Annotated in this window: 29 protein-coding genes and 1 pseudogene; 9 read left to right on the top strand and 21 right to left on the bottom strand. The window is 45.4% G+C overall.

The features are described 5' to 3' along the window. Positions 1 to 85: 85 nt before the first annotated feature. The 4 genes from AC58P7_RS06115 to AC58P7_RS06100 all read right to left on the bottom strand — a co-directional run bounded on the left by AC58P7_RS06115 (position 86) and on the right by AC58P7_RS06100 (position 3,806). Entirely contained in the window at positions 86 to 868 is a 783-nt protein-coding gene (locus AC58P7_RS06115; RefSeq protein WP_497340830.1) for an alpha/beta fold hydrolase, read from the bottom strand. A gap of 90 nt (positions 869 to 958) precedes the next feature. Further along, positions 959 to 1,135 carry a hypothetical protein gene (locus tag AC58P7_RS06110; RefSeq protein WP_497340828.1) on the bottom strand — a complete coding sequence of 59 codons (177 nt, stop codon included), beginning with the start codon at positions 1,133 to 1,135 and terminating at the stop codon, positions 959 to 961. 133 nt (positions 1,136 to 1,268) lie between these two features. Further along, positions 1,269 to 2,171: an S-layer homology domain-containing protein gene (locus AC58P7_RS06105; RefSeq protein ID WP_497340826.1), complete on the bottom strand. Its 903-nt coding sequence runs from the start codon at positions 2,169 to 2,171 to the stop codon at positions 1,269 to 1,271. 102 nt (positions 2,172 to 2,273) lie between these two features. Then, positions 2,274 to 3,806 carry a tetratricopeptide repeat protein gene (locus AC58P7_RS06100; protein ID WP_497340824.1) on the bottom strand — a complete coding sequence of 511 codons (1,533 nt, stop codon included), beginning with the start codon at positions 3,804 to 3,806 and terminating at the stop codon, positions 2,274 to 2,276. Between the two features lie 113 nt (positions 3,807 to 3,919). Here AC58P7_RS06100 and AC58P7_RS06095 point away from each other — a divergent pair, with 113 nt between their 5' ends. Next, complete coding sequence (locus AC58P7_RS06095; protein ID WP_497340822.1) at positions 3,920 to 4,798, top strand: alpha/beta fold hydrolase; 879 nt, start codon at positions 3,920 to 3,922, stop codon at positions 4,796 to 4,798. A gap of 10 nt (positions 4,799 to 4,808) precedes the next feature. Here AC58P7_RS06095 and AC58P7_RS06090 read toward each other — a convergent pair whose 3' ends face one another. From AC58P7_RS06090 to AC58P7_RS06065, 6 genes are all read right to left on the bottom strand, one after another. After that, positions 4,809 to 6,182 (bottom strand): S16 family serine protease, encoded by a 1,374-nt coding sequence (locus tag AC58P7_RS06090; RefSeq protein ID WP_497340820.1) that lies wholly within the window; start codon positions 6,180 to 6,182, stop codon positions 4,809 to 4,811. 29 nt (positions 6,183 to 6,211) lie between these two features. Beyond that, entirely contained in the window at positions 6,212 to 6,979 is a 768-nt protein-coding gene (gene hisA, locus AC58P7_RS06085) for a phosphoribosylformimino-5-aminoimidazole carboxamide ribotide isomerase (RefSeq protein WP_497340818.1), read from the bottom strand. A 188-nt stretch (positions 6,980 to 7,167) separates the two neighbouring features. After that, on the bottom strand, positions 7,168 to 7,650 hold the full coding sequence (locus AC58P7_RS06080; protein WP_497340816.1) for a hypothetical protein: 483 nt from the start codon (positions 7,648 to 7,650) through the stop codon (positions 7,168 to 7,170). A gap of 15 nt (positions 7,651 to 7,665) precedes the next feature. Next, entirely contained in the window at positions 7,666 to 7,974 is a 309-nt protein-coding gene (locus AC58P7_RS06075) for a hypothetical protein (protein ID WP_056621264.1), read from the bottom strand. 228 nt (positions 7,975 to 8,202) lie between these two features. Beyond that, positions 8,203 to 8,394, bottom strand: coding sequence for a hypothetical protein (locus tag AC58P7_RS06070; RefSeq protein WP_497340814.1), 192 nt, complete (start codon positions 8,392 to 8,394; stop codon positions 8,203 to 8,205). 97 nt (positions 8,395 to 8,491) lie between these two features. After that, a complete protein-coding gene (locus AC58P7_RS06065) occupies positions 8,492 to 8,659 on the bottom strand; it encodes a hypothetical protein (RefSeq protein WP_497340812.1) in 168 nt (55 codons plus the stop codon). A 213-nt stretch (positions 8,660 to 8,872) separates the two neighbouring features. Here AC58P7_RS06065 and AC58P7_RS06060 point away from each other — a divergent pair, with 213 nt between their 5' ends. Beyond that, positions 8,873 to 9,202, top strand: a complete 330-nt coding sequence (locus AC58P7_RS06060) for a hypothetical protein (protein ID WP_497340810.1) — start codon at positions 8,873 to 8,875, stop codon at positions 9,200 to 9,202. Between the two features lie 37 nt (positions 9,203 to 9,239). After that, the gene (locus AC58P7_RS06055; RefSeq protein WP_497340808.1) at positions 9,240 to 10,160 is read left to right on the top strand and encodes a YitT family protein; all 921 of its coding nucleotides are present in this window, start codon (positions 9,240 to 9,242) and stop codon (positions 10,158 to 10,160) included. Between the two features lie 192 nt (positions 10,161 to 10,352). Here AC58P7_RS06055 and AC58P7_RS06050 read toward each other — a convergent pair whose 3' ends face one another. Together AC58P7_RS06050 and AC58P7_RS06045 are read right to left on the bottom strand one after the other, a co-directional pair. Beyond that, on the bottom strand, positions 10,353 to 11,396 hold the full coding sequence (locus AC58P7_RS06050) for a Gfo/Idh/MocA family protein (protein WP_497340807.1): 1,044 nt from the start codon (positions 11,394 to 11,396) through the stop codon (positions 10,353 to 10,355). Positions 11,397 to 11,543: 147 nt separating this feature from the next. Continuing rightward, a complete protein-coding gene (locus AC58P7_RS06045; RefSeq protein ID WP_497340805.1) occupies positions 11,544 to 11,807 on the bottom strand; it encodes an HPr family phosphocarrier protein in 264 nt (87 codons plus the stop codon). A gap of 211 nt (positions 11,808 to 12,018) precedes the next feature. Between AC58P7_RS06045 and AC58P7_RS06040 the strand changes: the two genes are divergently transcribed. Beyond that, positions 12,019 to 12,909, top strand: a complete 891-nt coding sequence (locus AC58P7_RS06040; RefSeq protein WP_497340803.1) for a cation diffusion facilitator family transporter — start codon at positions 12,019 to 12,021, stop codon at positions 12,907 to 12,909. Between the two features lie 5 nt (positions 12,910 to 12,914). On the opposite strand, the pseudogene AC58P7_RS06035 reads toward AC58P7_RS06040, so the two are convergent. The 5 genes and pseudogenes from AC58P7_RS06035 to AC58P7_RS06015 form a co-directional block, all read right to left on the bottom strand. Then, positions 12,915 to 13,085: pseudogene (locus AC58P7_RS06035) on the bottom strand (His/Gly/Thr/Pro-type tRNA ligase C-terminal domain-containing protein); the annotation flags it as partial. A 40-nt stretch (positions 13,086 to 13,125) separates the two neighbouring features. Continuing rightward, the gene (locus tag AC58P7_RS06030) at positions 13,126 to 14,013 is read right to left on the bottom strand and encodes a multicopper oxidase family protein (protein ID WP_497340801.1); all 888 of its coding nucleotides are present in this window, start codon (positions 14,011 to 14,013) and stop codon (positions 13,126 to 13,128) included. 73 nt (positions 14,014 to 14,086) lie between these two features. After that, on the bottom strand, positions 14,087 to 15,070 hold the full coding sequence (gene msrB / locus AC58P7_RS06025; protein ID WP_497340799.1) for a peptide-methionine (R)-S-oxide reductase MsrB: 984 nt from the start codon (positions 15,068 to 15,070) through the stop codon (positions 14,087 to 14,089). A 117-nt stretch (positions 15,071 to 15,187) separates the two neighbouring features. After that, positions 15,188 to 16,120 carry a manganese-dependent inorganic pyrophosphatase gene (locus AC58P7_RS06020; protein WP_497340797.1) on the bottom strand — a complete coding sequence of 311 codons (933 nt, stop codon included), beginning with the start codon at positions 16,118 to 16,120 and terminating at the stop codon, positions 15,188 to 15,190. A gap of 165 nt (positions 16,121 to 16,285) precedes the next feature. Further along, positions 16,286 to 16,864, bottom strand: coding sequence for a polysaccharide deacetylase family protein (locus AC58P7_RS06015; protein WP_497340925.1), 579 nt, complete (start codon positions 16,862 to 16,864; stop codon positions 16,286 to 16,288). Between the two features lie 440 nt (positions 16,865 to 17,304). Here AC58P7_RS06015 and AC58P7_RS06010 point away from each other — a divergent pair, with 440 nt between their 5' ends. Further along, entirely contained in the window at positions 17,305 to 17,454 is a 150-nt protein-coding gene (locus AC58P7_RS06010) for a hypothetical protein (RefSeq protein ID WP_497340795.1), read from the top strand. 46 nt (positions 17,455 to 17,500) lie between these two features. Beyond that, a complete protein-coding gene (locus tag AC58P7_RS06005) occupies positions 17,501 to 18,478 on the top strand; it encodes an NIDO-like domain-containing protein (protein ID WP_497340793.1) in 978 nt (325 codons plus the stop codon). A 49-nt stretch (positions 18,479 to 18,527) separates the two neighbouring features. Here AC58P7_RS06005 and AC58P7_RS06000 read toward each other — a convergent pair whose 3' ends face one another. The 3 genes from AC58P7_RS06000 to AC58P7_RS05990 form a co-directional block, all read right to left on the bottom strand. Beyond that, the gene (locus tag AC58P7_RS06000; RefSeq protein WP_497340791.1) at positions 18,528 to 19,082 is read right to left on the bottom strand and encodes a DUF1697 domain-containing protein; all 555 of its coding nucleotides are present in this window, start codon (positions 19,080 to 19,082) and stop codon (positions 18,528 to 18,530) included. Positions 19,083 to 19,169: 87 nt separating this feature from the next. Further along, positions 19,170 to 19,478 carry an HAD family hydrolase gene (locus tag AC58P7_RS05995; protein ID WP_497340789.1) on the bottom strand — a complete coding sequence of 103 codons (309 nt, stop codon included), beginning with the start codon at positions 19,476 to 19,478 and terminating at the stop codon, positions 19,170 to 19,172. Further along, the gene (locus AC58P7_RS05990) at positions 19,475 to 19,933 is read right to left on the bottom strand and encodes a GNAT family N-acetyltransferase (RefSeq protein WP_497340787.1); all 459 of its coding nucleotides are present in this window, start codon (positions 19,931 to 19,933) and stop codon (positions 19,475 to 19,477) included. The genes AC58P7_RS05995 and AC58P7_RS05990 overlap by 4 nt, the downstream gene beginning before the upstream one ends. A 170-nt stretch (positions 19,934 to 20,103) precedes the next feature. Between AC58P7_RS05990 and AC58P7_RS05985 the strand changes: the two genes are divergently transcribed. The 3 genes from AC58P7_RS05985 to AC58P7_RS05975 all read left to right on the top strand — a co-directional run bounded on the left by AC58P7_RS05985 (position 20,104) and on the right by AC58P7_RS05975 (position 22,161). Beyond that, entirely contained in the window at positions 20,104 to 20,880 is a 777-nt protein-coding gene (locus AC58P7_RS05985; protein ID WP_497340785.1) for a threonine/serine exporter family protein, read from the top strand. Between the two features lies 1 nt (position 20,881). Then, a complete protein-coding gene (locus AC58P7_RS05980) occupies positions 20,882 to 21,313 on the top strand; it encodes a threonine/serine exporter family protein (RefSeq protein WP_497340783.1) in 432 nt (143 codons plus the stop codon). A 149-nt stretch (positions 21,314 to 21,462) separates the two neighbouring features. Then, the gene (locus tag AC58P7_RS05975; RefSeq protein WP_497340781.1) at positions 21,463 to 22,161 is read left to right on the top strand and encodes a class I SAM-dependent methyltransferase; all 699 of its coding nucleotides are present in this window, start codon (positions 21,463 to 21,465) and stop codon (positions 22,159 to 22,161) included. A gap of 35 nt (positions 22,162 to 22,196) precedes the next feature. On the opposite strand, the gene AC58P7_RS05970 is transcribed toward AC58P7_RS05975, so the two are convergent. Further along, positions 22,197 to 22,643, bottom strand: a complete 447-nt coding sequence (locus AC58P7_RS05970) for a hypothetical protein (protein ID WP_497340779.1) — start codon at positions 22,641 to 22,643, stop codon at positions 22,197 to 22,199. Positions 22,644 to 22,683: the final 40 nt, after the last annotated feature.

Here is a 22,683-nt window from a genome sequence, read left to right as displayed (position 1 = left end):
AGCTCCTCCATACCGGACAATGTACAAAAAGCCTCCCATATCGGGAGGCTCAACATTCGATTTCGCCGTATCTCACAAGAATCCATCAACCAACAAACTGCGTAAGGACATAATTAAAGCGGTCTCTTTCCTCCCAGAATGCACCGTGCCCGCTGTAATGAAACGGTACAAGCTGAGAGTTAGGAATTCGTTTATTCACGTCAACCGCTTGCTGATAAGGGATCACTTTGTCATGAATCCCGTGCACAATCAGGGTCGGCTTCTCAATTCGTCCTAAATCAGCAGCTACGTTCTCATCTCGCAGCAATCGAATCACAGCCGCAGTCGACCAGCTAGCTGCTTCTATACCCATTTGAAAGAACCAATCCGAGAATCGGCTTGTTATATACTGAAAGAAAAAGATATCCGTTACACCTTGCATCATGTTCGCACGATCGTTAGCATTTTGATCCAACAGCTTTGCCGCGGTTTCCTTGGTAAACCCAGTGGGAGCAGCCGCATCAATGAGCACAAGCTTCGCTACGCCATGGCCATGATGTCTCGCCATATAACGGATTGCAATCGCACCACCTGTCGAGTGACCTGCTAGTGTAATCTCCTCCAGGTTCAACGTTTGAATCACAGCTCGCAGATCATCCGCCAGCCGGTCATACGTGTATCCCTCGAACGGTTTATCCGATTGTCCGAACCCCCGCCAGTCTATACCTATACAGCGATATCCTAGTGCGGGGAGCACGTTAAATTGATACTCAAATTGTGTATGGGACAAAGGCCACCCATGAATAAATAGGATGGTCTTCGTCCCTTTTGGATTTACATCTTCTATAAACAATTTCACATCATTCTCGACTTGCACATAGTATCCCAAGATTGACGCCTCCGTTATGGAAATTTCTTCTGTCCAATACGGTATTCAAATAGGCATATATCGGTGTCAATGGAATACCTGAGTACAGAATTATTCCTCTTTTTGATGGTTCGTATAGACACCAATAACGGACAATACAGCAGCTACGCCATTGGCAATGGCATTCGCTGTGTCATCTGAAATTAGATCCATACCAAATGCGTCCAAGATTAATTTTGCTGCACCTAACAAGCCTAATGCTAACGTGTAATAGTTGATTGTTTTCATATCTCTCACCACCCGTCTGAAAGAGGATGCTATATTCTATGTGAGAGAGTACGAGCTTGCACAGTTCGAATAGAGGGGGGTAAGCGCACAAAAAAATGCCGCCATCCTCATCGGATAGGCGGCATTCTCTCTACTATTTCAACCCAGCCGCTTCTGCCTTCACCTTATAACTCGAAGATACATACGTTACAGCCTTTGCTTCTGTCATGACTTGCGCATACATCATATCAGGTTGCGGCTCCCGCAATGAATACTTCACAATCGCTTGACCATCGGATTGAAACTGGATGCTATCAATGTCAATACCATACCCAGCATTCGGTTTGACCCCTCTGGAGAGCGTCACTTTGTTCACATCATCATTCACTTTTTCAACGGTTACTGCGACTTCTTCTACTTGTGGTTTCTGCACATGCGCCTCTAGCACACGAATAGCGTTGTACAACCAGTTCGCGGCTTCTCCTCGTGTCAGCTCACCTTTGGGGTTAAATTTGCCGTCCCCATCAAGAGTTGTAATTTTGTAAAGCAGCAATCTTTGAATCGTGCCTTGATAATCCAAAGTTAGCTGATCCTCGTCCTTGATGGGGATAAACATTTTCACAAGTGGAAATTGACCCTTGCTTTCAAGTGCTTTTACGAGTAGATTACCGAATTGTTCACGTGTGATCGTGGCATTCGGATTCACATCCTTAGGTATTTCCAAATTGCTGTAGTGGGCAATGATGAACGCATCGGCATACCAGGCATCATTGGGGATGTTCGAGTAGCTATCGGATGCTAAGGGCTGCTTAATGAAACGCAAATTATCCATATTAAGATCGAGCCCTTTGACGATCATTTGCACACTTTGCGCATAACTGATTTTACCTCTAGGCACAAAATGCTCATTATCAAAGCCACTGACAATACCTCGGTCTTTTAATGCAAGTATCGCAGTTGCCTGTCCCTCTTCTAAATCGGAGAAGGCGTACGCGGAACCTAGGGTTAAACTACTGCACATCAGGATGGTTAAGCTGAGAGCTGCTATTTTTTTCATGATTGAACTCCTCTCTTTAACTGGTTGGTATAAAGCACCATTTGTTATGGATACCTTCCTAACGTTGAGAGAAACGAGATTGTTGCAGTCACCTGAAATCTTTTAGCGGAAAGAGGCAATCAGTTCACTCAATGCCCTAGCTTCTTCATGTTCGGGAGATATCGAAATCGTTCGATCCGCAAATCGCTTCGCAGCCTCATCCTGCCGCAGCTCGTAGTAACATACCGCCATCTCGTAGAGTACAGTCGCATCGTTTTCAAGCTTAGGCTGTGTAAGTTCGAAGTAAGGGATGGCTTCCTGATACATGTCCATTTGATATAACAGGATCGCGCAAGCTAGCGCTACATCCGTATTGCTATCCATTGGATAATAATGTGCCCACATTCGTTCAATTCCTTGCTGAAGGGCCATCCATTCATGTTCACCACAATCTGAAATTAAATCAATTAAACGTTTGGTACAAGGAAGCAGAAATTGTGTATCATAGCCGCTCAAGCGCCACAAGGCCAGAAGCTGAGGCATCGTTTTATGCTCAATCTGCGAATCGAAAGATTCTTTTAGGCTAAAAAAATCATCCGGTCCGAATCGTTCCACAAATCTCTCATAAGCTAGTCGCGTTAACCCATATTGAACAGGTTCGGTTAAATTGAGAATACACCCGATGTTTAAATAGGTATAAGGATGCTTCGTGAACAGTGTCTTGGCTCCTTGAGCTTCACAAACGTAACTTATCGCGTGATAATTTGCTGTTAAAGAAATACTGCCGTGATGAATGAGTTTCGGAGGCTCGTTATACTCCCAGCTTTCTAAACGGTGATCCCCTTTATCGGCTGTGAGCAGCAGAAATCCGTTTTGAGACAGCGATTTTAATCGTGATAAACACAGTAATCCGACTTCAGGGAAAAGAATATGTGAATCCGAAACATGTTGTCTATACACATTTAATAGCTCTCGGTACGGATACGATTCGTCGTCATAGACTTGCTCCCGCTGATAATGATAACTCCCTACGACCTCTTTCAACTGTTCGGAAGCACTAAGCGCAGATGCCCCCTCTGGAAATTGTAACGAAATCCGACAATCATAAACTTGTTGATCTTCTACATAAATTAATTCCTGAGGTATGCTATCGAAGAAGTAATTCGCCAAAATAACAAGTGGCTGTGCTAGATCACCTGGTCCGATGCGTTCACCTGCATGCCGCAAATGAATTTCCGTGTCTTGCATTGCGTCAAATTTGGCAAAATCAAGCACCCCTAGTTCCACATAAGGAGCTAAGCAGGCATGTTGTCCCCAGAACGCCATATTTTTCTCTGCCAAATCACTCATCACATATCGAAAGGGTGGCAGTGGGATTCCTGCTGTTTGGGTAAGCTTCATCAACTCCTGCAGCATATAAAAAGCAAATTGACCCGAACCCGCTCCAAGCTCAAGGATCATCACTCGCTCCGTCAGCTGCCCCATTCTCGCTCGATCTTGCAGAAAGCCGAAAAGCATCTCGGCATAGGAAATAGCCATTACCCGATTGCTAGTTATGTATTGTGGAACATCTCCACTTTGCCAAGCCGTAATCCCCTGTTCCTCATAGTAAGCACGCTGCAGCTCCCAAATGGGTGCTTCACTAAATCGGTACATCTTCTGCTCCATATGAGTCATTCGTGAACTTCTTCCCTTCCATTTCAAATTCTAAGCGCACATATGTCATCTGGGCATATAGTAATACATCACTACGCGAGAGGAAGACCACAATGACATACCTGTACGAGAATCAACCCAATCCCGGCCCATCATGGCCAATACCGTATCAACCACCGTTCGACCCTAGCCACTGGCCCTATATGCCAACCCCTTGGATCCAAGAGAACGATCAATCTTATCGCGAAAAAGAACAGCCGCTAACGTTCGTTCTTGTCCACGGCTCTTGGGCGGATGCCAGCTTCTGGGCTGGCGTTGCAGCTGAGCTAAGCAAAAAAGGTCATACCGTCTACGTCCCTGAATTTCCAGGACACGGCGCTGACCCGAATAAAAATGTGACCCATGCGATGATAAGCAAATCTATCGCGGATTTTATCATTTCGCATAAACTGCATAACGTCGTCCTTGTTGGGCACAGCTTTGGAGGTTCAGTGATCCAAAAAGTAGCGGAGCTAGTTCCCGATCGCTTGAAGCGACTCGTTTTTCTCAATGCTTTTGTTCTCAAAGATGGCGAAATGCTCGCAGATGAGTTGCCACCACAAGTCGTTGAACAATTCAAACAGCTAGGCGCAAGCTCGAAAAACAATACGATTACGCTGCCTTTTGACTTTTTTAGAGAAGCCTTCACCAATCTGGCAAGTCTCAGCCAAGCCCAACACATCTACAAAAAAGCTTTCCCCGAACCTGCAGGTCCTTTATTCGAAAAGTTAGATCTCAAGAAATTTTACAGCCTTCCGATTCCCAAAAGCTACGTACATCTCATGGAGGATAATGTTATTCCATTAGGTGACCCCAACTATGGCTGGCATCCGCACATGTCTAGCCGTTTAGGCCTATTTCGTTTCCTCCAACTGCATGGTGATCATATGACAACCGCGCAATACGAGCCCAAGCTCGTTGCTCGGAAGCTGTATGAAGCTGCCCGAGACTAACTCGGACGGCTTAAGATGAGCAAGCGGATGCGCCAGCCTTAGGATTAGCCTTCAGCCAACTCAAAATATCATCTAGCGTGCGAACGGGCACGATTCTCAGATCGCCTGCCCCTTTTCTCGCGTCCGCTTCATTCTCCACGGGCACAAAGAACACATCTGCATTCGTTCGGCTCACAGTATAGGCTTTCTGAACAAGTCCACCAACAGGTCCAATAGAGCCATCGGGTTCGATCGTCCCTGTCCCTGCCACATGATGACCATAAGTAACCCCGCAAGGTGTCAGCTGGTCAATTAACGTTAATGCGAGCATGGCCCCATGTGACGGTCCACCCTCGTGTAACAAATAATTATGATAGGTCACGAGTTCTGGGATATCGTATCTCAGCTCATTGGCGATCATGATTCCGATGGATGCGCGGGCTGGTTCGTCTGTACTTGCACGTGTAGAAACCGTCAACTCGACCTTCGCATTATTACGAACCACCGACAGTCTGATGGATTCTCCTGGTTTGATCACCTTCATCCGTTCGCTAAGCACCTGGATCATCGTAATCGGCTGTCCGTTCAATGCGGTAATGACATCACTTGGTTGCAGCACCTCTGAGGCTTGTGTATTTTGCAAAACAGCCGTAATCCTTACGCCTGCTGAAGTGATGCCTTTGCCTAAACCTACTTTTTGGAAGGCAATCGCACTACCCGCGGCGTTCGCATCTTCCTTCATCGTTCGCACTTCCTGATTATATTCGCCTAGTGACATACCTAGCGTTTCAATCTTCTCAAACGTGTAGTCTTTAAAAAGCTTCGCATACAACCAATCCATCGGGAAGGCCGGCCGTTCGAAAATAAGAACACCCGATATATCACCATGGGATGATCCGCCTTGCGCTTGCGCATACCGGTTCATGTTAAGCGTTATGCCCGGATAAGTCACTAAATATTTGGTTGGCCAAAGCATCAACAATAAGAGACCTAGTGTCACACCAAATACAATCATACTTTGGCGTGGTACCTTTCGTTTCTTCCTTTCGTGAAGGACCATATCCACTGAGATCAGAAGAAGACTAAGAATCATCGCGGAAGCAGAGAATTCCAGTTTTTTGGGAATGGTAACCACGATAACGACACTTAGTAAACAAACGAAACTAATAAGGCCACGAAATACCTTCACCCTCCGCGTTTGCGTCTGTGCGAGATGCAGGAGAGCAGCTATCATCCAGAGAAATGGAACAAGAGCAATCGCATAAATCAGCAGATCGATGAGATCTATCCAATAAAAGCGTGTCCCCCATCTTAACGGATCAGGCAGCCATACTAGTTCTCCTATCACAATTAACAGGAGGATAACACCTATCCCCCAGTAATACAACTTGTGCCAAAATGCCATTGCACACATCCTTTTTACGAACAAAAAAACTAATGCGACTTCGCGTTACTTAACTGCTGAACAACCTCATCGTACGAGAGCTTCCCGCCGAAAATATCGAGGGCACTCCCAATCGTAATATCTAATTTCCCTTGGGAAAGCTGTCTAAACATCGCCAAATCCTCGAACGATCTAGCACCGCCAGCATACGTCGTTGGAATCGTTACCCACTGCGCCAATGAGCTTACCAAGCTTTGCTGAATACCGCTTTGCTTCCCTTCCACATCCACTGCATGAATCAGAAATTCGTCGCAATACTGCTCGAAGAACTGAATCGTCTCTTGATTTAACTCCACATCACTTAACTGTTTCCATTGATTGGTAGCGACATACCATTTGCCGTCCTTTTCTTTGCAACTTAGGTCAATGACTAATTTCTCTTTACCGATTGCCGCTACGATACGCGCAAGATTCTCCATATTCAGCTGTCCATCCCGGAAAATATAAGACGTCACGATCACGTGAGATGCCCCTTGCTCCAGATAAAAGCTTGCATTCTCCGCCTGTATGCCGCCGCCGATTTGCAGACCGCCTGGATAAGCTTGAAGCGCATTGATCGCTTCCTCCTTATTCCCATCACCTAGCATAATCACATGCCCGCCGGTTAAACGATCTCTTTTAAACATCTCCGCATAATAAGTAGAGTCATACGAAGACACAAAATTTTCAACAACGGGTTGGCCCTCGCCGCCTAAGGTTTCACCCACAATTTGTTTCACTTTCCCGTTATGTAAATCAATACAAGGTCTAAATTTCATGACGTTATGTTCCCCTTTGACATTCGTAGTACTTGAACGATTTTCCATCTAGTATACAAAATAAACGGCTGCGACGTCCATCTTGGACGGGAGCGTTTATCGAGAAATATAGCCAAATTATGGTGTGAAACATATGAATGCTATATTTACATAAAAAAGCCCTCCAAGGAGGGCTGTACGCGCATGGATTACTTCTTATCGAAGCCTTCTTCTTCCAAATACTCCTGAACCTCTTCATACGTCTCAAAGGCACAATCGAGATTCTCTCCCGCGTAGATATACCACAAATCTTCCACGAAAGTAACACTCAACGAATTGCCATCCTCATCCACCCAAATTTCTTCTTGGGGAACTTGAACTTCTTCCACCGTCTTCGAAACCTTAGGACTACCGCTGCGAGTTAAAGACTGAATCGACTTCGCGATGATCTCGCGGAGCTCGTCTTCACTATAATCCCGAATATTGATTAAACCTTTCGCATCAACCGTACAACCTGGGATGTATTCGGCATACACAAATCCATTTCCATTCGGGTGAAGATGATAGAGAACTGTCGTCTTCTCATAATCACTTTCTACATAATGAAAATTGATCCGTCCCAGTGAGACATCCTTACGCTGCAACTCAGGAAAGGATGCCGCAATTGCTAACTTTTCGTCTAAACTAAGCATACATGCCCCCGTAACTTAATCGATCACTTGAATTTTAAATACGTTCTCCAATTTGCCGTCCGCTCTTTTCTTCAGGGGCACTTTAATATCTCTTCCGAGCTCTTTGAAAAAAGTCTCAACATCACACTGTACATTAGAAAGAACAACTTTAAATGAACCATCTTGGACGATATTCTGATTTGCTTCAGCAGGCACCGTAATATCAACTGCGTACTTTTTCGTTAGCGTGTTAATATAACGACTAAAAATTTCAATGAGCTCCTCATTATTGAAATTCTCGATTACCACTTTGCCCTTGTTTGTAAAATTTAAATGAACGTTCACCTTTAAATGTCCCCTTTTCCTGTACACCCTGTATTTGCTTGTGGGTAAAAGCCTACATCGAACGAATAATGCTTCACTTCTATTTTACTTGTTTATAGGGGTATGAAGCAACACATTAGCCAAATTCATTTTCTGTACACAAAAAGAAGCAGGTATTCCCCTGCCTCTACGGGTTAAGCTTCTATATTAATTATGCCACATTTACCTAATTTCTACGCACAAATGGCATTAAGCTTTTTCAGAAATTCGTCTTAAACGAGTTTGATAACGGTTAATAGAAATGATTCGAAAGTCACCGAATGTCATAATACGCTCGCGCACAACTTCGGGAAAGGTATAATGAAAGACCTCCAAATGATCGTCAAGCTCGTTATACCACGGTAATAAATTCATTTTAATGACGAGAACTCGCTCACTCACATCCCAACTCCACCTTTTCGACACAGGTTTGCTACTTTCGCCCGCGTCTTATTGGATTCACTTGCTCAATAAATATTTGGCATAAAACATCGGTGTCTCATACATGAATACGAAGTTTATCATGTCTATTTTGACCATTGAAAACTTGGCTTATCTTCGCTAGATCATTTAGTTTCTTTTGTGAAAAAGGGGAGAGCGTCATCGACCGATTATGAATGACCTTGGGGATCGGCAGCCGCTTCAATGTGTACTTTTTTACGCACATTTTCACCTCTCCTGATTGGGTTCATCCTACTAATGTATGCAGAATAGGCCTAAATGGTCCAGTTTTAAAGGTGGAAATCAAGATATAAGGCTTCGCTTATAAAGGAGTTTGACTCATAGGAAGTGAAGTGCTACAATTCAAGCAAATTTGGAATCACATTGTTTGGAGGGGATGTCTCTGAACCCTTTTACACGTAGATGCTGTTGGACCATCATGGTTTGGCTGATTCTCGGATTATTCGTCTTTCCTTTAACACCACCTATCTCCAACCATGCTACAGCGGATACCGATGTTCTCATCACAGCCAATACGACTCAGATCTTAACCATTCAACAGCAACCGCCTTCGAAGGAAATCATACATATTTATGAAAATAAGATTCGCGCTCATGATCAGTTTCACAAAAATTATGAAATGACTGTATTTGTCGTTTTCATCGTATATCTGGCAAGCCTTATCTGGAAAAAGCTGAAAGTTATCCTACTTGCTTTCCTCAAATTCACATCACGTTATGCGGGCCTCATTCCTTCTTACTCTCATTAGTAACGAAATTGAATGATTGAGGAAAAGAGGAAACTTCATGGCTAATTCATCAACGGGTTCAGAACACGCACAGGCACAGGCACAAGCGCAGGCACAAGAACAACATCGGAAATTAACACGATTGAAATTTGCACGCAGAATCTTTTTTATGATTATTGGTACGATCCTCGTTTCCATCGGCTTGGAAATTTTCTTAATTCCAAATCATATTATCGATGGAGGCATTGTTGGGATTTCAATTATCGTATCTCATTTATCGGGCTTTCCCATCGGGATATTTCTCGTTGTGCTCAATCTGCCTTTCGTCTTACTTGGATATAAACAAATCGGCAAAACTTTTGCCATCTCAACAACGTTCTCTGTCATCCTAATGTCAATTGGTACTTCATTACTCCATCCGGTTCAAGCGATCACCATCGATCCTTTATTAGCAGCTGTATTCGGCGGGATTATCCTTGGGATAGGCGTCGGGCTCGTCATTCGTTCAGGCGGATCACTAGATGGCACGGAAATTGTAGCTATTTTATTTAGTAAAAAAACACCCTTTTCGGTTGGCGAAATTGTCATGTTCTTCAACTTTTTCATCCTTGCCAGCGCAGGATTTGTATTCGGTTGGGATCGTGCGATGTATTCCCTGATTGCCTATTACATTGCTTTTAAAATGATTGATATTACGATTGAGGGTCTAGATCAATCCAAATCCGTTTGGATTATTAGTGATGAATATGAGAAAATCGGGGATTCCATTACGTCTCGACTGGGTCGTGGTGTCACGTACCTGAATGGCGAAGGCGCCTTTACCGGTGATGATAAAAAGGTCATCTTCAGTGTCATTACACGACTAGAAGAAGCAAAACTTAAATCCATCGTCGACGATCTGGATCCAAAAGCCTTTCTCGCTATCGGGAACATCCACGATGTGAAGGGTGGAAGGTTTAAGAAGAAGGATATCCATTAGGGGTAATAACTGGATTTTCTGTAGTTAATTTAACTCGATTATCGCGAAATTAACTGTAGGAAAGGAAATCCATCTAAGTTGTGTTTTCCGCTGAATGAGGAGAAATTAGCTGTAGGCTTTGCAGCCCTGCTACACACAGAAAAGCCTACAATCCACTCACGTGGATTGTAGGCTTTTCTATTGCCTCGCAACTTACTCCGCTTGGCTCCAATAAGAACGCAGATCGACCTTCTGGCCCAGCTTCGCGCTGTCCAGTGCGCCTAATACCATCGCCATGCTCTTGATATTGTCGCGGCAATCGGTCTCCGCGCGGCGGCCTCCGGCCAGCGCCGCGAACATCTCGTCCAAGCAGCCAGCATGGCCGCTGTGCCCAGACCAGTTCACGTTCGCGTCCACGCGAGTGAACTCTCGAAGGAACTTGCCGTTTTGGTCGCCGGCAGCGACAATCTCTGCGTACGGCGTACCCGCTCCGTCCCAGAGAGCGGTGCCCTGCTCGCCCGTCACGCGCCAAGCCGCCTCCCAAGAGGTCGGTGCACCTTCCGCGCACCAAGAGCCGCGGTAGCAGAACACAGAGCCGTCTGACATCTCATAGATGCAGATCGCAGAAGCATTCCCGGCATACCAGGAGCCGGGCGGGTTCCATTCCTGGCAGTACACTGATACGGGGTCTGCTTCAGTAATAAACCGAGCCTGATCGAACGTATGGATCGCCATATCCAGAATGAGCGGGCTTTCCATCGCATCGCGAAAGCCGCCAAAATGCGGCCCCAGGAAGAAGTCCGCTCCCACATACCCCACGCGGCCAATCGTACCCGATTGAATCAGCTCGCGAAATGCACGGATATTTGCGTCATAACGACGATTTTGCATCACCGCCAGGGATTTCCCAGCCCCCTCAGCAATCTGAACGAGCTCCCGAGCCTCTGCCATCGTGGCAGCCATTGGTTTCTCCCCAAGCACATCGCATCCATTTCGAAGCGCGGTGCTTCCGACTTGAAAGTGACTCGCAGGAATCGTGATATCCAACACTAGATTGGCGCCACTTTCACGGATGGCTTCTTCAACATCCGTGTAAACGTTACAGCTCAAACCATGGCGATCAGCCATCGCTTGCGCAAACTCCACTTTAATGTCAACAAGCGCGACAATTTCACACGCTTCTCTTTGCTTGATATTTTCAACCCAAACATTTGCCATTCCACCACAACCAACAACAACAATGCGATAGCTACTCATCGATAAATGACCTCCAACAGCCGTTACTAGCGTGTCTCCACACCGATTATATCTGCTATTCTATCCCTTTTACCGCTTTATCGCTCTATCCAATCTTGTGTGAAAATGGTCCCATTTTGTGTTGTGGAAGCGCATACGAACAAGCAGTTAACAAAAGATTTGAAATAACTCAAAAATAAAATGCATAGCCTCTTCCTCATCCTTCCCTCTCGTTAGCAAACGCAGCGTTGTGCCTGCCTTGATGGGAACTAACAACATGCCTAATACACTTTTCACATCAACCTTATGGTGCTTATCATCAAACTGAAAGTCGAGTGTAATGTCCGAAATAAAATGAGATGACTTTGCGGAAATACCAGATAAATCACTTCGCTCTAAATCTTTGGCTATCTTAAATTCATGTACACGCATGCTGCTCGACTTCCTTTCCAAGACATTTGGTGGTTTGTGATTTCTCATTATGTGTGGTATTATACAAAGATATTTCTGTAAAGCGAAGTGTTGAATATGCCCTATTATGATAGTTTACTAGATTCCCACAAAAAAATCAGCCCAATCCCTCGACTACCCGTCGAGGGATTTTTTTTCCTTCGGGAAACACTTCTGCAGGAGGTCATCATTCATGCATACTAACAACAAGTCATCGGTTTGGGCCATTTGGCTTTCCCTCATCAGCAACATTTTCCTAACTTTGATCAAAATTATTATCGGTCTGATTTTTCACAGCGAAGTTTTGCTAGCAGACGGTGTTCATAATGCTGGCGACATAATCGCGACCATCGCAGCACTAAGCGCCATGCGAATTTCCAAGCTTCCTGCAGATGAAGACCATCCGTACGGCCACGGGAAAGCCGAAGTGCTGGGCTCAGGTTTTGTTGCGTTTATCCTTGTGCTTGCAGCTCTTTATATCGGGTATCACGCTGTAGCAGCTTTATTTCATGAACCGAGTGCGCCAAGTCTAATCCCCTTGATCGCTTCTGCCATTTCCGTTGTATGGAAATATCTCCTTTATGTATACACCATACGAATCGGGCGCAGTACCAACAGTAAAAGCTTGATTGCAACTGCTCACGATCATTTGGCCGATGTGTACGCCTCACTTGCAGCCGTAGTAGGTATTAGCTTGGCTTTTGTCGGCAGAGCTTATAGCATTCATTGGCTGGCCTACGGCGATGCAGCGGCCGGGGTTATCGTCTCCTTCTTAGTTTTGAAGCTTGGTGTAGAAATGGCAAGGGAATCCTTCGACATACTCATGGAAAAAACCGTCGATCAACACATGCTTTCGCAATTTACTGCGTTGATCGAAGCGGTTCCTCAGGTCAAACGTATTGATCGTGTACGTGCGCGAGAGCACGGACATTATATTTTGGTCGATGCGCGCATTTCAGTTCCAGGCGATCTTACGATACAACAAGGTCATGACATCTCGCGTGCCATCAAGAAATCCATCATGGATCAACATAGTGATGTTGATGAAGTTCTGATTCATTTAAACCCGTGGTATGACAAATGATCCCTTTATTGCTTCGCTCGAATTTCTGACGTGATTTGCTCCACAATCTCCGGTATCGATCTTATACCAAGATCGCCTTCTCCCCTTTTTCTGACGGAGACACCGCCGGAGATATGTTCTTTTTCGCCAAGGATGAGCATGTACATGACTTTTTCAAGCTGAGCTTCGCGAATCTTAGCATCAGAACTTCATATGTGTTTATGGAACTCATATTACCTACACATACTGAACAACCGTGAACATTCCACCAGTAGGCTTCGTCTTGTTGTTTGACGTATGATGCGGCATATGACAATGAAGCGGCCAAACGCCTGGATTTTGCGCTGAAAATTCGATATCGACCGTCACACCGCTTGGCACAAGCACGGTATTTCGCAGCTCCCGATTGTAGTGAGGTATCGTATTTCCATCCACAGCTGCCACCCAGAACTGATGCCCGTGAAAGTGAATGGGATGCGCATTCATCCCGATATTCCCAAAACGAATACGCATATCCTCCCCATATCGAACAGGCAACGGACTTGTATGCGGAAAGCAGCGCCCATTCATCGTAAAAAAGTTAAAGGCATCCGACATGGTCTCAAGCTCATAATGCCCCGCCTTCACCACGCCTTTTTCCATGCCTTTTAAGTGAAACTCCTGCAGCAAAATGAAATAGTCACGTTGAACGCTGCATTCAAATGGATCCTCAATGATAAAGCCTCCACCTAAGCCCATTAACTCTTGAAACGCCGTGTCAACATGGGTGTGATACATATGCGTACCTGGTGGATTTACAATTTGAAAATGATAATCATAATATTGACCATGCTCTATATACGGTGAGGGCTCGACGGCCGGCACGCCATCCATGCGATTCGGCACATCCAAACCATGCCAATGTACGCTGGTTGCTTCTGGCAGCTGATTATGTACGCGAATCGTCACCCAGTCCCCAGGAAACACACGTATCGTGGGCCCAGGGATGCTGCCATTGTACCCCCACCCTTTTAAGAACACGCCTGGTAGAATTTCTTGCGCAACCGGCTCAGCTACCAACTCAAAAAACTTCACACCTTGCAGATTAACAAAGCTTAAATCTCGTAGATCCGGTGATACGACCACGGCATATCCCTCCCGCTCCAACGATCCATACTTCCAATGTATGCGCCAAAGCTCGGGACTTACCTACATGGTACTACTTCTGATTAAAGAATCGAAGATACGCGCCGTAGCCTTCCTTCTCCATATCCGCCAACGGGATAAACCGCAAAGCAGCTGAGTTGATACAATAGCGAAGACCGTTCGGTCCAGGACCATCATTAAAAACGTGGCCTAAGTGTGAATCCGCCTCCGTGCTTCGTACTTCTGTACGTATCATGTAATGACTCGTGTCCGTTACTTCTTTCACATGACCCTCGAATAAAGGCTTTGTGAAGCTCGGCCAACCGCAGCCGGAGTCAAATTTATCATAGGAGGTAAACAAAGGTTCACCTGAAACAATATCTACATAAAGACCTTTTTCATGTGAATCATGGAATTCATTCTCGAAGGGACGTTCTGTCGCATTATTTTGCGTAACCTCGTATTGCAAGGGTGTCAGAGCTTTCTTGCGTTCTTCTTTATCCTTCGACGTGTTCCAATACTTCGCAATATAGGCATCACGACCTGAACCTTTGCGGTAAGCTTTGTAGTGCAGTGGATTTTTATGATGATAATCCTGATGGTACTCTTCCCCTGGGTAAAAGGCTTCTGCATCTATGCGCACGATTTCTGTCACGATGGGGCGATCGAAACGACCGCTATCTTGAAGCGCTTGCTTGGACGCCTCCGCCTTCGCTAACTGCTCATCACTATGGGCAAAAATCGACGTGCGATACGACGATCCACGATCATGAAATTGTCCGCCCGCATCGGTAGGATCAATTTGACGCCAGAAGGTCTCAAGTAATTTATCGTAAGGGTACAATTCTGGGTCAAATGTAATTTGCACAGCTTCCGCATGCCCCGTCGTCTCTGAACAAACCTCTTTATACGTCGGATTGCTCGTATGACCGCCAATATAACCGGAAACAACGGAAATAATGCCTGGCAGTGACTCGAACGGTGTCACCATACACCAGAAACATCCTCCCGCAAACGTCGCTTTATCTGAATGAACTTCTTGTATGTTATCTGTCATGATGAACGTCACCTCTTTCTCAAAGTATCCTCTTATCATACCAAAATTTGCGGGTAACACCAAAAAACACCGTTCATCGAATGAACGGTGTTCGTCTATGCTTCGTTACGAGGTTTCTTACAGGTTGTTGAAAATGTCTGTAAGTACAGGCACGATTTGTGATTTACGGGATACAACGCCTTTAAGTAGGGCTTTGTTGTCTACTAGCGATACGTTATAAGCTTTCTCAACAGCATCCGCTTTACGTCCAAGAGCAAGACCTACGGAATCATTGTTCAAAATGTCCGTTACAACGAACAAGAACAAGTCAAGGTTTTTCTCAGCGATAATCGCTTGAAGTGCTGTTTCGATTTCAGCTTGTTGGGAAAGAACATCGTTCACGTCAACCGCATTCACTTGCGCGATTTCAGCTTTGTAGCTGCCCATTTGGAATTCTTTCGCGTCCAAAGAAATCAATTGTGCAACGGATTTGTCACTAAGATCTGCTCCTGCTTTAAGCATGTTTAGACCGTAAGTTTCAGCATCAACACCAGCGATAGCAGCTAGTTCACGAGCAGCAGCAACATCTTGATCTGTACAAGTTGGGGATTTGAATAACAAGGAATCAGAAATGATAGCAGAAAGCATCAAACCTGCAATGTCTTTGTCGATGGCAACGCCGTTTTCTTTGTACAATTTATTTAGAATTGTTGCTGTGCAACCAACCGGCTCCGCGCGGTAGTAAAGCGGGTGGCTCGTTTCGAAGTTCGCAATACGGTGGTGGTCAATAACTTCCACAACGCGCACTTGATCGATGTCGCTAGCGCTTTGTTGGCGCTCAACGTGGTCAACCAAGATGACATTTGCCGCTTCGTTAGCAACAGTTTGAACTTCACGTGGAGCTGCTACTTTAAAAGTATCAAGCGCGAATTGCGTTTCGCCGTTCACTGAACCTAGACGAACTGCTTCTACTTCTTGACCTAATTTTGTTTTTAGCGCAGCGTAGGCAATTGCTGAAGTGATTGAATCAGTGTCCGGATTTTTATGTCCGAAAATAAGTGTTTTTGACATTGTACGACTCCTTAAATGACATTTTTTAGTGAGTGTGCTTCTCATCTCTATATACGATTATACTTAAAATTCTGGGTAAATCCACTACTAAACTAGGAATGTGCATAAATCCACTCGAAATGCTTGGTAAATAGACACATACTCAAGGGATAAAATGAATCTCACCTAGAAAGGCGCCGGTTCGGACAATTTCCGAACCCAATCTTCGAATGGTTTTTGGCTGTCTACCACGATGCGATGCAGTTCCAGTGGCGGTTGATCAGACGACGCCCAGCCTGGATGCGTGGTAAAGGCATACTGAAAGTGGGCCTTTCGTAAAAGCTTTAATGTCACGCGATTGTACTCGCCATACGGATAAGCGAACGTATCCGCTGGTTTCCCCAGCTCTTGCTCGATGCGGGCACGCGCTGCGAGAATCTCCACGCGCTGCTCCTTCTTGCTGAGCTTGGGCAGATGCGGGTGCGTCATCGTGTGCGACGCAATATCCCAGCCTGCTGCGCTCAGCTCTTTGACTTGCGGCCAGGTTAAGTAACCTGGCGTGTTAACGAGACTCGTCGACAAGTATAGTGTCGCAGGAAATCCGTGCCGCTGGAGGATGGGCAACGCCACCTCCGCGTTATTGGCATAGCCGTCATCGAACGTGAGCAGCACGGGGTGAGCCGGTGACGGACGCTTGTGTTCGAGGACGCTGGCGAATTCGGCCAGCGTCAACGGGGTGTAGTGATGCGCGGCCAAATAGTCCATTTGGCGCGCGAACATTTCGGGGTGGAGCACGTACGTGTTCCCAGGGGCCACCCCGATGCTGTGGTAGTTCAGCACGGGGATGGCGATCCCGTGCCCCGCCTCCGACGCGGAGACCGGGGCTTGTGCTGGCGCTGCTGAGCTAGCCAGCAGGAGGCACGCGAGCAGCATGGCTCGCGCGGAGACCGCGAGCGTGCTCTTGCCCGCGATCTTAGTTAGGACAAACTTTTGCAATCGTGTACTCATAGATCGCCTGCCTCTTAGTGAACATACATGTCCAATGGTTGATCTCCTAAGGCTCCCCTATCCCCGCACCTAATATGCAAAAAATCCCAAGCAATTGACCAGAATCGATCCTTAAGAAGAAAGCACATTTTAAGATTTGTCCTCACCATTCTACCATTTTAAACATTTACTAATAATAGAGTTAGGAGGTGTTGAAAATGAAAGAGATGATTCAAAAAATTGTTTCCTATGAACCTTATTTCGAAGAATTGGTTACGGCTATGCAGGAATTACTTCATGAAGGCAATCTTGATTTAGAGGCTCAGGCGCGTCTCCAACAACTACTCCAAGGCGTGCACCTTTTATAGGAATCGTGAAGAAATAATATGCCAATAGCATAAGGGGGTTATGATAATGAGTTTGATTGTAAGTCCGCCCATAGGACAGAGACTGAATCTTACTGATGATAGTACCATTTCCGTACCGTTTGGTTTAGGCTTTACCTTCACCTTTTACGGTATTGTTTATACGAGTGTCTTTGTTAACTCCAACGGTAACTTGACCTTTGGCGCTGGGGATACCTCATTCACTGAATCAGTTCCAGCATTTATTAATGGCCGGCCAAGAATCGCACCGCTCTGGGACGATCTTGACCCGGATCCATTCCCACCACTTAATCCATTTGCCGGTGGAGGCGCAATTTTCGCGAGACAGGAACCCGACCGATTCGTTGTAACATGGTATAGTGTCCCTGAATTCGCAGCAGATAACACAAATACGATGCAAATCGTACTATTTAACACCGGTGTAATCGGTTTCACTTATGATCGCCTAGATTCCAATGATGGCTTAGTTGGTGTTGCAAGTGGAACGGGTGGCCCATCCAGTATCTTTCAATATAACGGTACGACGAACCCACCCGTAACGATTTTCAACGGTCCACAAGGTCAACTGGATTACACTCAGTTGTATTGGGAATTCGATGGAACTAATTATATTCTCGCTATCTTTGATAAAATGAAGGTGGAGGACGGGGAGCTGAAATTCGATAGTCCCAAGATCAAATTCGAGATTGAAGGAAAAATTAAACTTAATAGTAACAGCAATGGAATAGACCCAGTGAATGAACATGTGGTCGTACAGGTCAATAGGCAGACATTAGCCCTCATTCCACCCGGATCCTTTATCCAAAACGGAAATAAGTACGAGTTCTCAAATGCGGTAATGAAGATTAAATTTAAAGTTTACGGTGATACTGTCAAATTTGAGATCAAGTTCCATCAGTTAGAGGTCATTGGTATCGATAACCCACTCCGAGTCGGGCTTGCTATCGGTGGCGATTTCGGATCAACCCTGATCCCTCTCTGCGGAGAAATTGATTTAGAGAAATAAATCGAACTACCTGGGGTGTGACTAAAATGGTTATGGTTACACCCTTTTCCTATTGCTTCGAACTACTTTCGGCCAATTGTATCAACTTGTTCACCGTTTCCCAATTCCGTGTGGTAGCAGCCACACCAAGCTTCTTCTCAATAAAATTGTTGCTGAATTTGGAATCGCCGTAGTTCTTACGAATGAGCAGATATACAGTTAATCCCTTTACGCGATACTCGTCCACTTCACTTTGAGCAGCATGTAACTTAGTAAGTGCAGCATCTGTCGGAGCCTGAGACAGGAATGTGACATATCGTTGCTCATTTTCATCCACATTCACTGTCGGATAAGGTGTGTCTAGAACGACCTCTTGCAACTCGGCCGGGGTCCGAATAATGACAGGGATGTCAAATGTCAACTGAACCTTCAACTCATGTACTATCCGATCACGAAGGACCGCTGGGTCCACCTCTTCACTATCAAAGATCACATTCCCGCTCTGGATATATGTACTCACATTCGTGAACGCCATCGATTCAAAAAGCTGCCTAAGTCGATCCATTTTAATAATTTTCTGGCCACTTACATTAATTCCGCGCAACATAGCGACATATCTAAGCATCGCGAACCCTCCCTTTTCAATTGCTCTACTCCTAAATTCCCCAACCAGCTTACCCTACCTCATTTACACGTATAATATAGGTCAGAATCAGCGTCCGCAAACTCTTCGAGCTGCTGAGTTCCTCCACCTAATGGAACCTCGGATCATTCGGTCGACTAGCCATGAATTGAAGATCCCCCGTACGCTCCAACCTCTCATGAAGCACGCGTTCGTTATCCTCTTCATCCAGTGCAAAACGACAGCGTGTGAACTCTGATAACTTCGTGCAGTCGCGTAACTAACGACCGTTCCCTGCGCAAGTACTTGCGTAAGTACGCTAACTGTATAGTCAGATGGCTTCGCATTGGATCTCAACAAGGTTCCGTCCAAGTCAGTCAAGAAATAGTCTCTTTTCATCCGATTTTCTTCTCAAAGCATAAACTGCTCTTGCTTCCAATATACTCTCCAAAACATTCAATCGGGTAATACCCGCATTTGGTATAGAACGCCACGGCTTCTGGCTGAGCTTCCCCTGCTTCCAAACGAATCGTATGATGCCCATGTCGCAAAGCCTCATTTTCCAAAAAAGCAAGTAAATTCGTCGCAATCCCCTGTTTTCGATAGGTCGAATCAACGAAAAAACGCTTCAGCTCCGTACACTCCGGATCAATCGGACGCAGCGCGCCACAACCGACGGGGATGTCATCCAATAGCGCAATGGCAAACGTAATCCGCTCAACAGAAGGATCGCTAAAATCAACAAAATAAATCTCCTCAATCGGGTATCTTGCCATTAAATCTTGATCTAACTTTGCTATTAAAGCATGTAAAATAGGGTCCGTATGTTGAACGAATTTGATTTCCAAGCTCATTGCTGGTCTCCTCCAAGTCCTTTGTTTTTGCAGACAGTCATTTTTATCCAAAAATTATAGCACAAACGAAGAGAAATTTGCCCATTCCATGCCCCGCGCTCATTTTCAATATCTTCCAATATGATTTATACTAAGGTCAATTACTTCAAATGAGAAAGGATACGGATCACATGGCGCAGCAGCCTGCAGCGACGAATTATGAAATCGCACAAGTGTGTTTACTCGCTGGTAAAATTATGCTGGAAAACGGCGGCGAAACCTATCGTGTAGAAGATACGATGACCCATGTTGCCGAGGCCTTTGGTATTCCGAATTCGCATAGCTTTGTCACGCCAACTGGCATTATTTTCTCGATTGACGGGCCTGAGCAGACAACTCGACTGATTCGCATCTCATCACGATCAACGGATTTACGTAAAGTAACGGTAGTCAACGCCATTTCTCGCAGAATCAGCCAAGGTGAGCTGTCACCTACAGAAGCGTATCAGGAGCTTGAAACCCTGGGTGCGGATAAACGAAGATATCCCGCCTGGTTGCAGGCGTTAGCCGCAGCGATCGCTAGCGGTTGTTTTCTCATTATGTTTCAAGGTGAATGGTCGGACTTTTCCCCTGCCTTCCTTGCTGGTGGAGCAGGTACGATATCCTTAACTTTTTTCCATCGTTTAGTTCCCATCAAATTTTTCGCTGAATTTCTCGCGTCTTTAATCATTGGACTTATTGCTTACTTAACCGTCAAAATAGGGCTCGGTCATAATCTGGACACGATTATTATCGGCTCCGTCATGCCACTCGTGCCTGGGCTGCTTATTACGAATGCCGTGCGCGATTTAATGGCAGGTCATTTCGTATCCGGCGTTTCCAAAGGCGCTGAAGCATTTTTGACCGCATTTGCCATAGGTGCAGGCATCGCTTTTGTCTTAACATTTTATCCAGGGAAGGGGTTCTAGCATGGAAATGTTGGAGCAGCTGGTAACAAGCTTCATATCGACTTCCGCTTTCGGCATCATTTTCAATGTACCTCGAAGAACACTTGTGCAATGTGGTTTTGTGGGTATGATTGGTTGGATGCTCTATTTCTCTTTTCAAAAAACTTATCTAGATCCCATCTTAGCCACTCTCATTGCATCCTTTGTTGTGACGATTATTAGTCAATTTTTTGCCAAAATATATAAAACACCCGTCATCGTTTTCAGTGTCTCCGGTATCATACCACTTGTACCTGGTGGACTAGCCTATGACGCCATGCGTAATGTCGTTCAAAACCACTATGATGTGGCTGTACAGCTTGCAGCAAAAGCATTTCTTCTCTCTGGTGCCATCGCCATAGGACTGGTGTTCTCGGAAGTCATTAACGTGCTGTTAAGACGGACACGAGCTTAAAACAGCCCAAATATCCAATAGCCATCTTAACCTTAATAGGAATTACCTATAACCCTATGTCTTTTACATCTTGGATTTTTTCCCAACTGCCCTTTACACTAAGGGTATGGAGCAAATAAGCCAAGGATTGGAAATGGAGCTGATGACAAATGGACAACAACGCAAATCATCACATTTTAACGAAATTCGATGAAATTGCCCAAAAGTACGATAGCCAGCGGAGAAAGCTGATTCCTTGCTTTGATGATTTCTACAATACGGCCGCTTCCTTAGTCCAGCTAGAGAATGAAACTCCGCGTATTCTTGATTTAGGAGCAGGAACGGGACTTTTCTCATCCTATATACTGAACACTGCATATCCGCAAGCTAGGTTAACCTTGATCGACCTTTCGACGGGGATGCTTGACATTGCCAAAGAAAGATTCGAGCATGCTGGAGCTTCTGAAGTGACTTACCTTACCGGAGATTATTCGTCATTCGAGGATGCAGAGCCTTATGATGCCATCATCTCCTCCCTATCGATTCATCATCTAGAGGACGAGGCCAAACAGGCGCTATTTTCCCACATTTTTCAATTATTGAAGCCAGGCGGCATTTTTGTTAACGCAGACCAAGTCTTAGGTGATACACCATTTCTGGATGGCTTGTACCGTTCAGATTGGGTCGCCAAAATTGAAGCAACGGATCTATCCCAAGAAGCGCTGCAAGCTGCCTACGAGAGAACGAAGTTGGATAAAATGGCTCCACTAGATGCGCAGCTTGGCTGGCTTCGTGACTCTGGCTTTAAGGATGTGGACTGTGTCTACAAGTCCTATAATTTTGTCGTGATGTTTGCGAGAAAGCCATAGCCCACGCCAGGATCGAGAACCCAATTCTCGCTATGTCACCAGATCATCGGCTTGGACACCATGAACCACATCATCGCAAGCGTAATGATCACATACAAAATCAAAGCTTTCCGGAGCTTGTTTACGAGGAGATCACGATCTTCGTGGGGAGCTTTCAGCTGTCTCATAAGTGGTGAGAATGCACGTGCGATGAAGTACAAAGAAGCTACCATGATTAGGACCGTAGCGACAATCCATGAGGTTTTCCAACTCCATGCCGTTATCCAAGTCAGAAGAATACCAGTAGCGACCAGTACATGCCCTGCATGCTTCGTTAGTCGAACTGTAATCCGAAACGGCTCTAAGTAATCAGGAAGCTGCTCAAAAGGGGCTCTGCGAATAAGGACAAGTAAAGGAAAGAGGACGAAATAAGGGCCGATGCTTAATATGACGCTAAAAATATGAATATAGAGCATGACAATGTACCAAGACAAGATGATCATCCATTCTACTATTAATTTGAATAAACCGTGTGAATCCAAG

This window comes from Paenibacillus sp. J22FR5, assembly GCF_059691975.1.
This window is presented reverse-complemented; position numbering and strand designations above follow the sequence as displayed.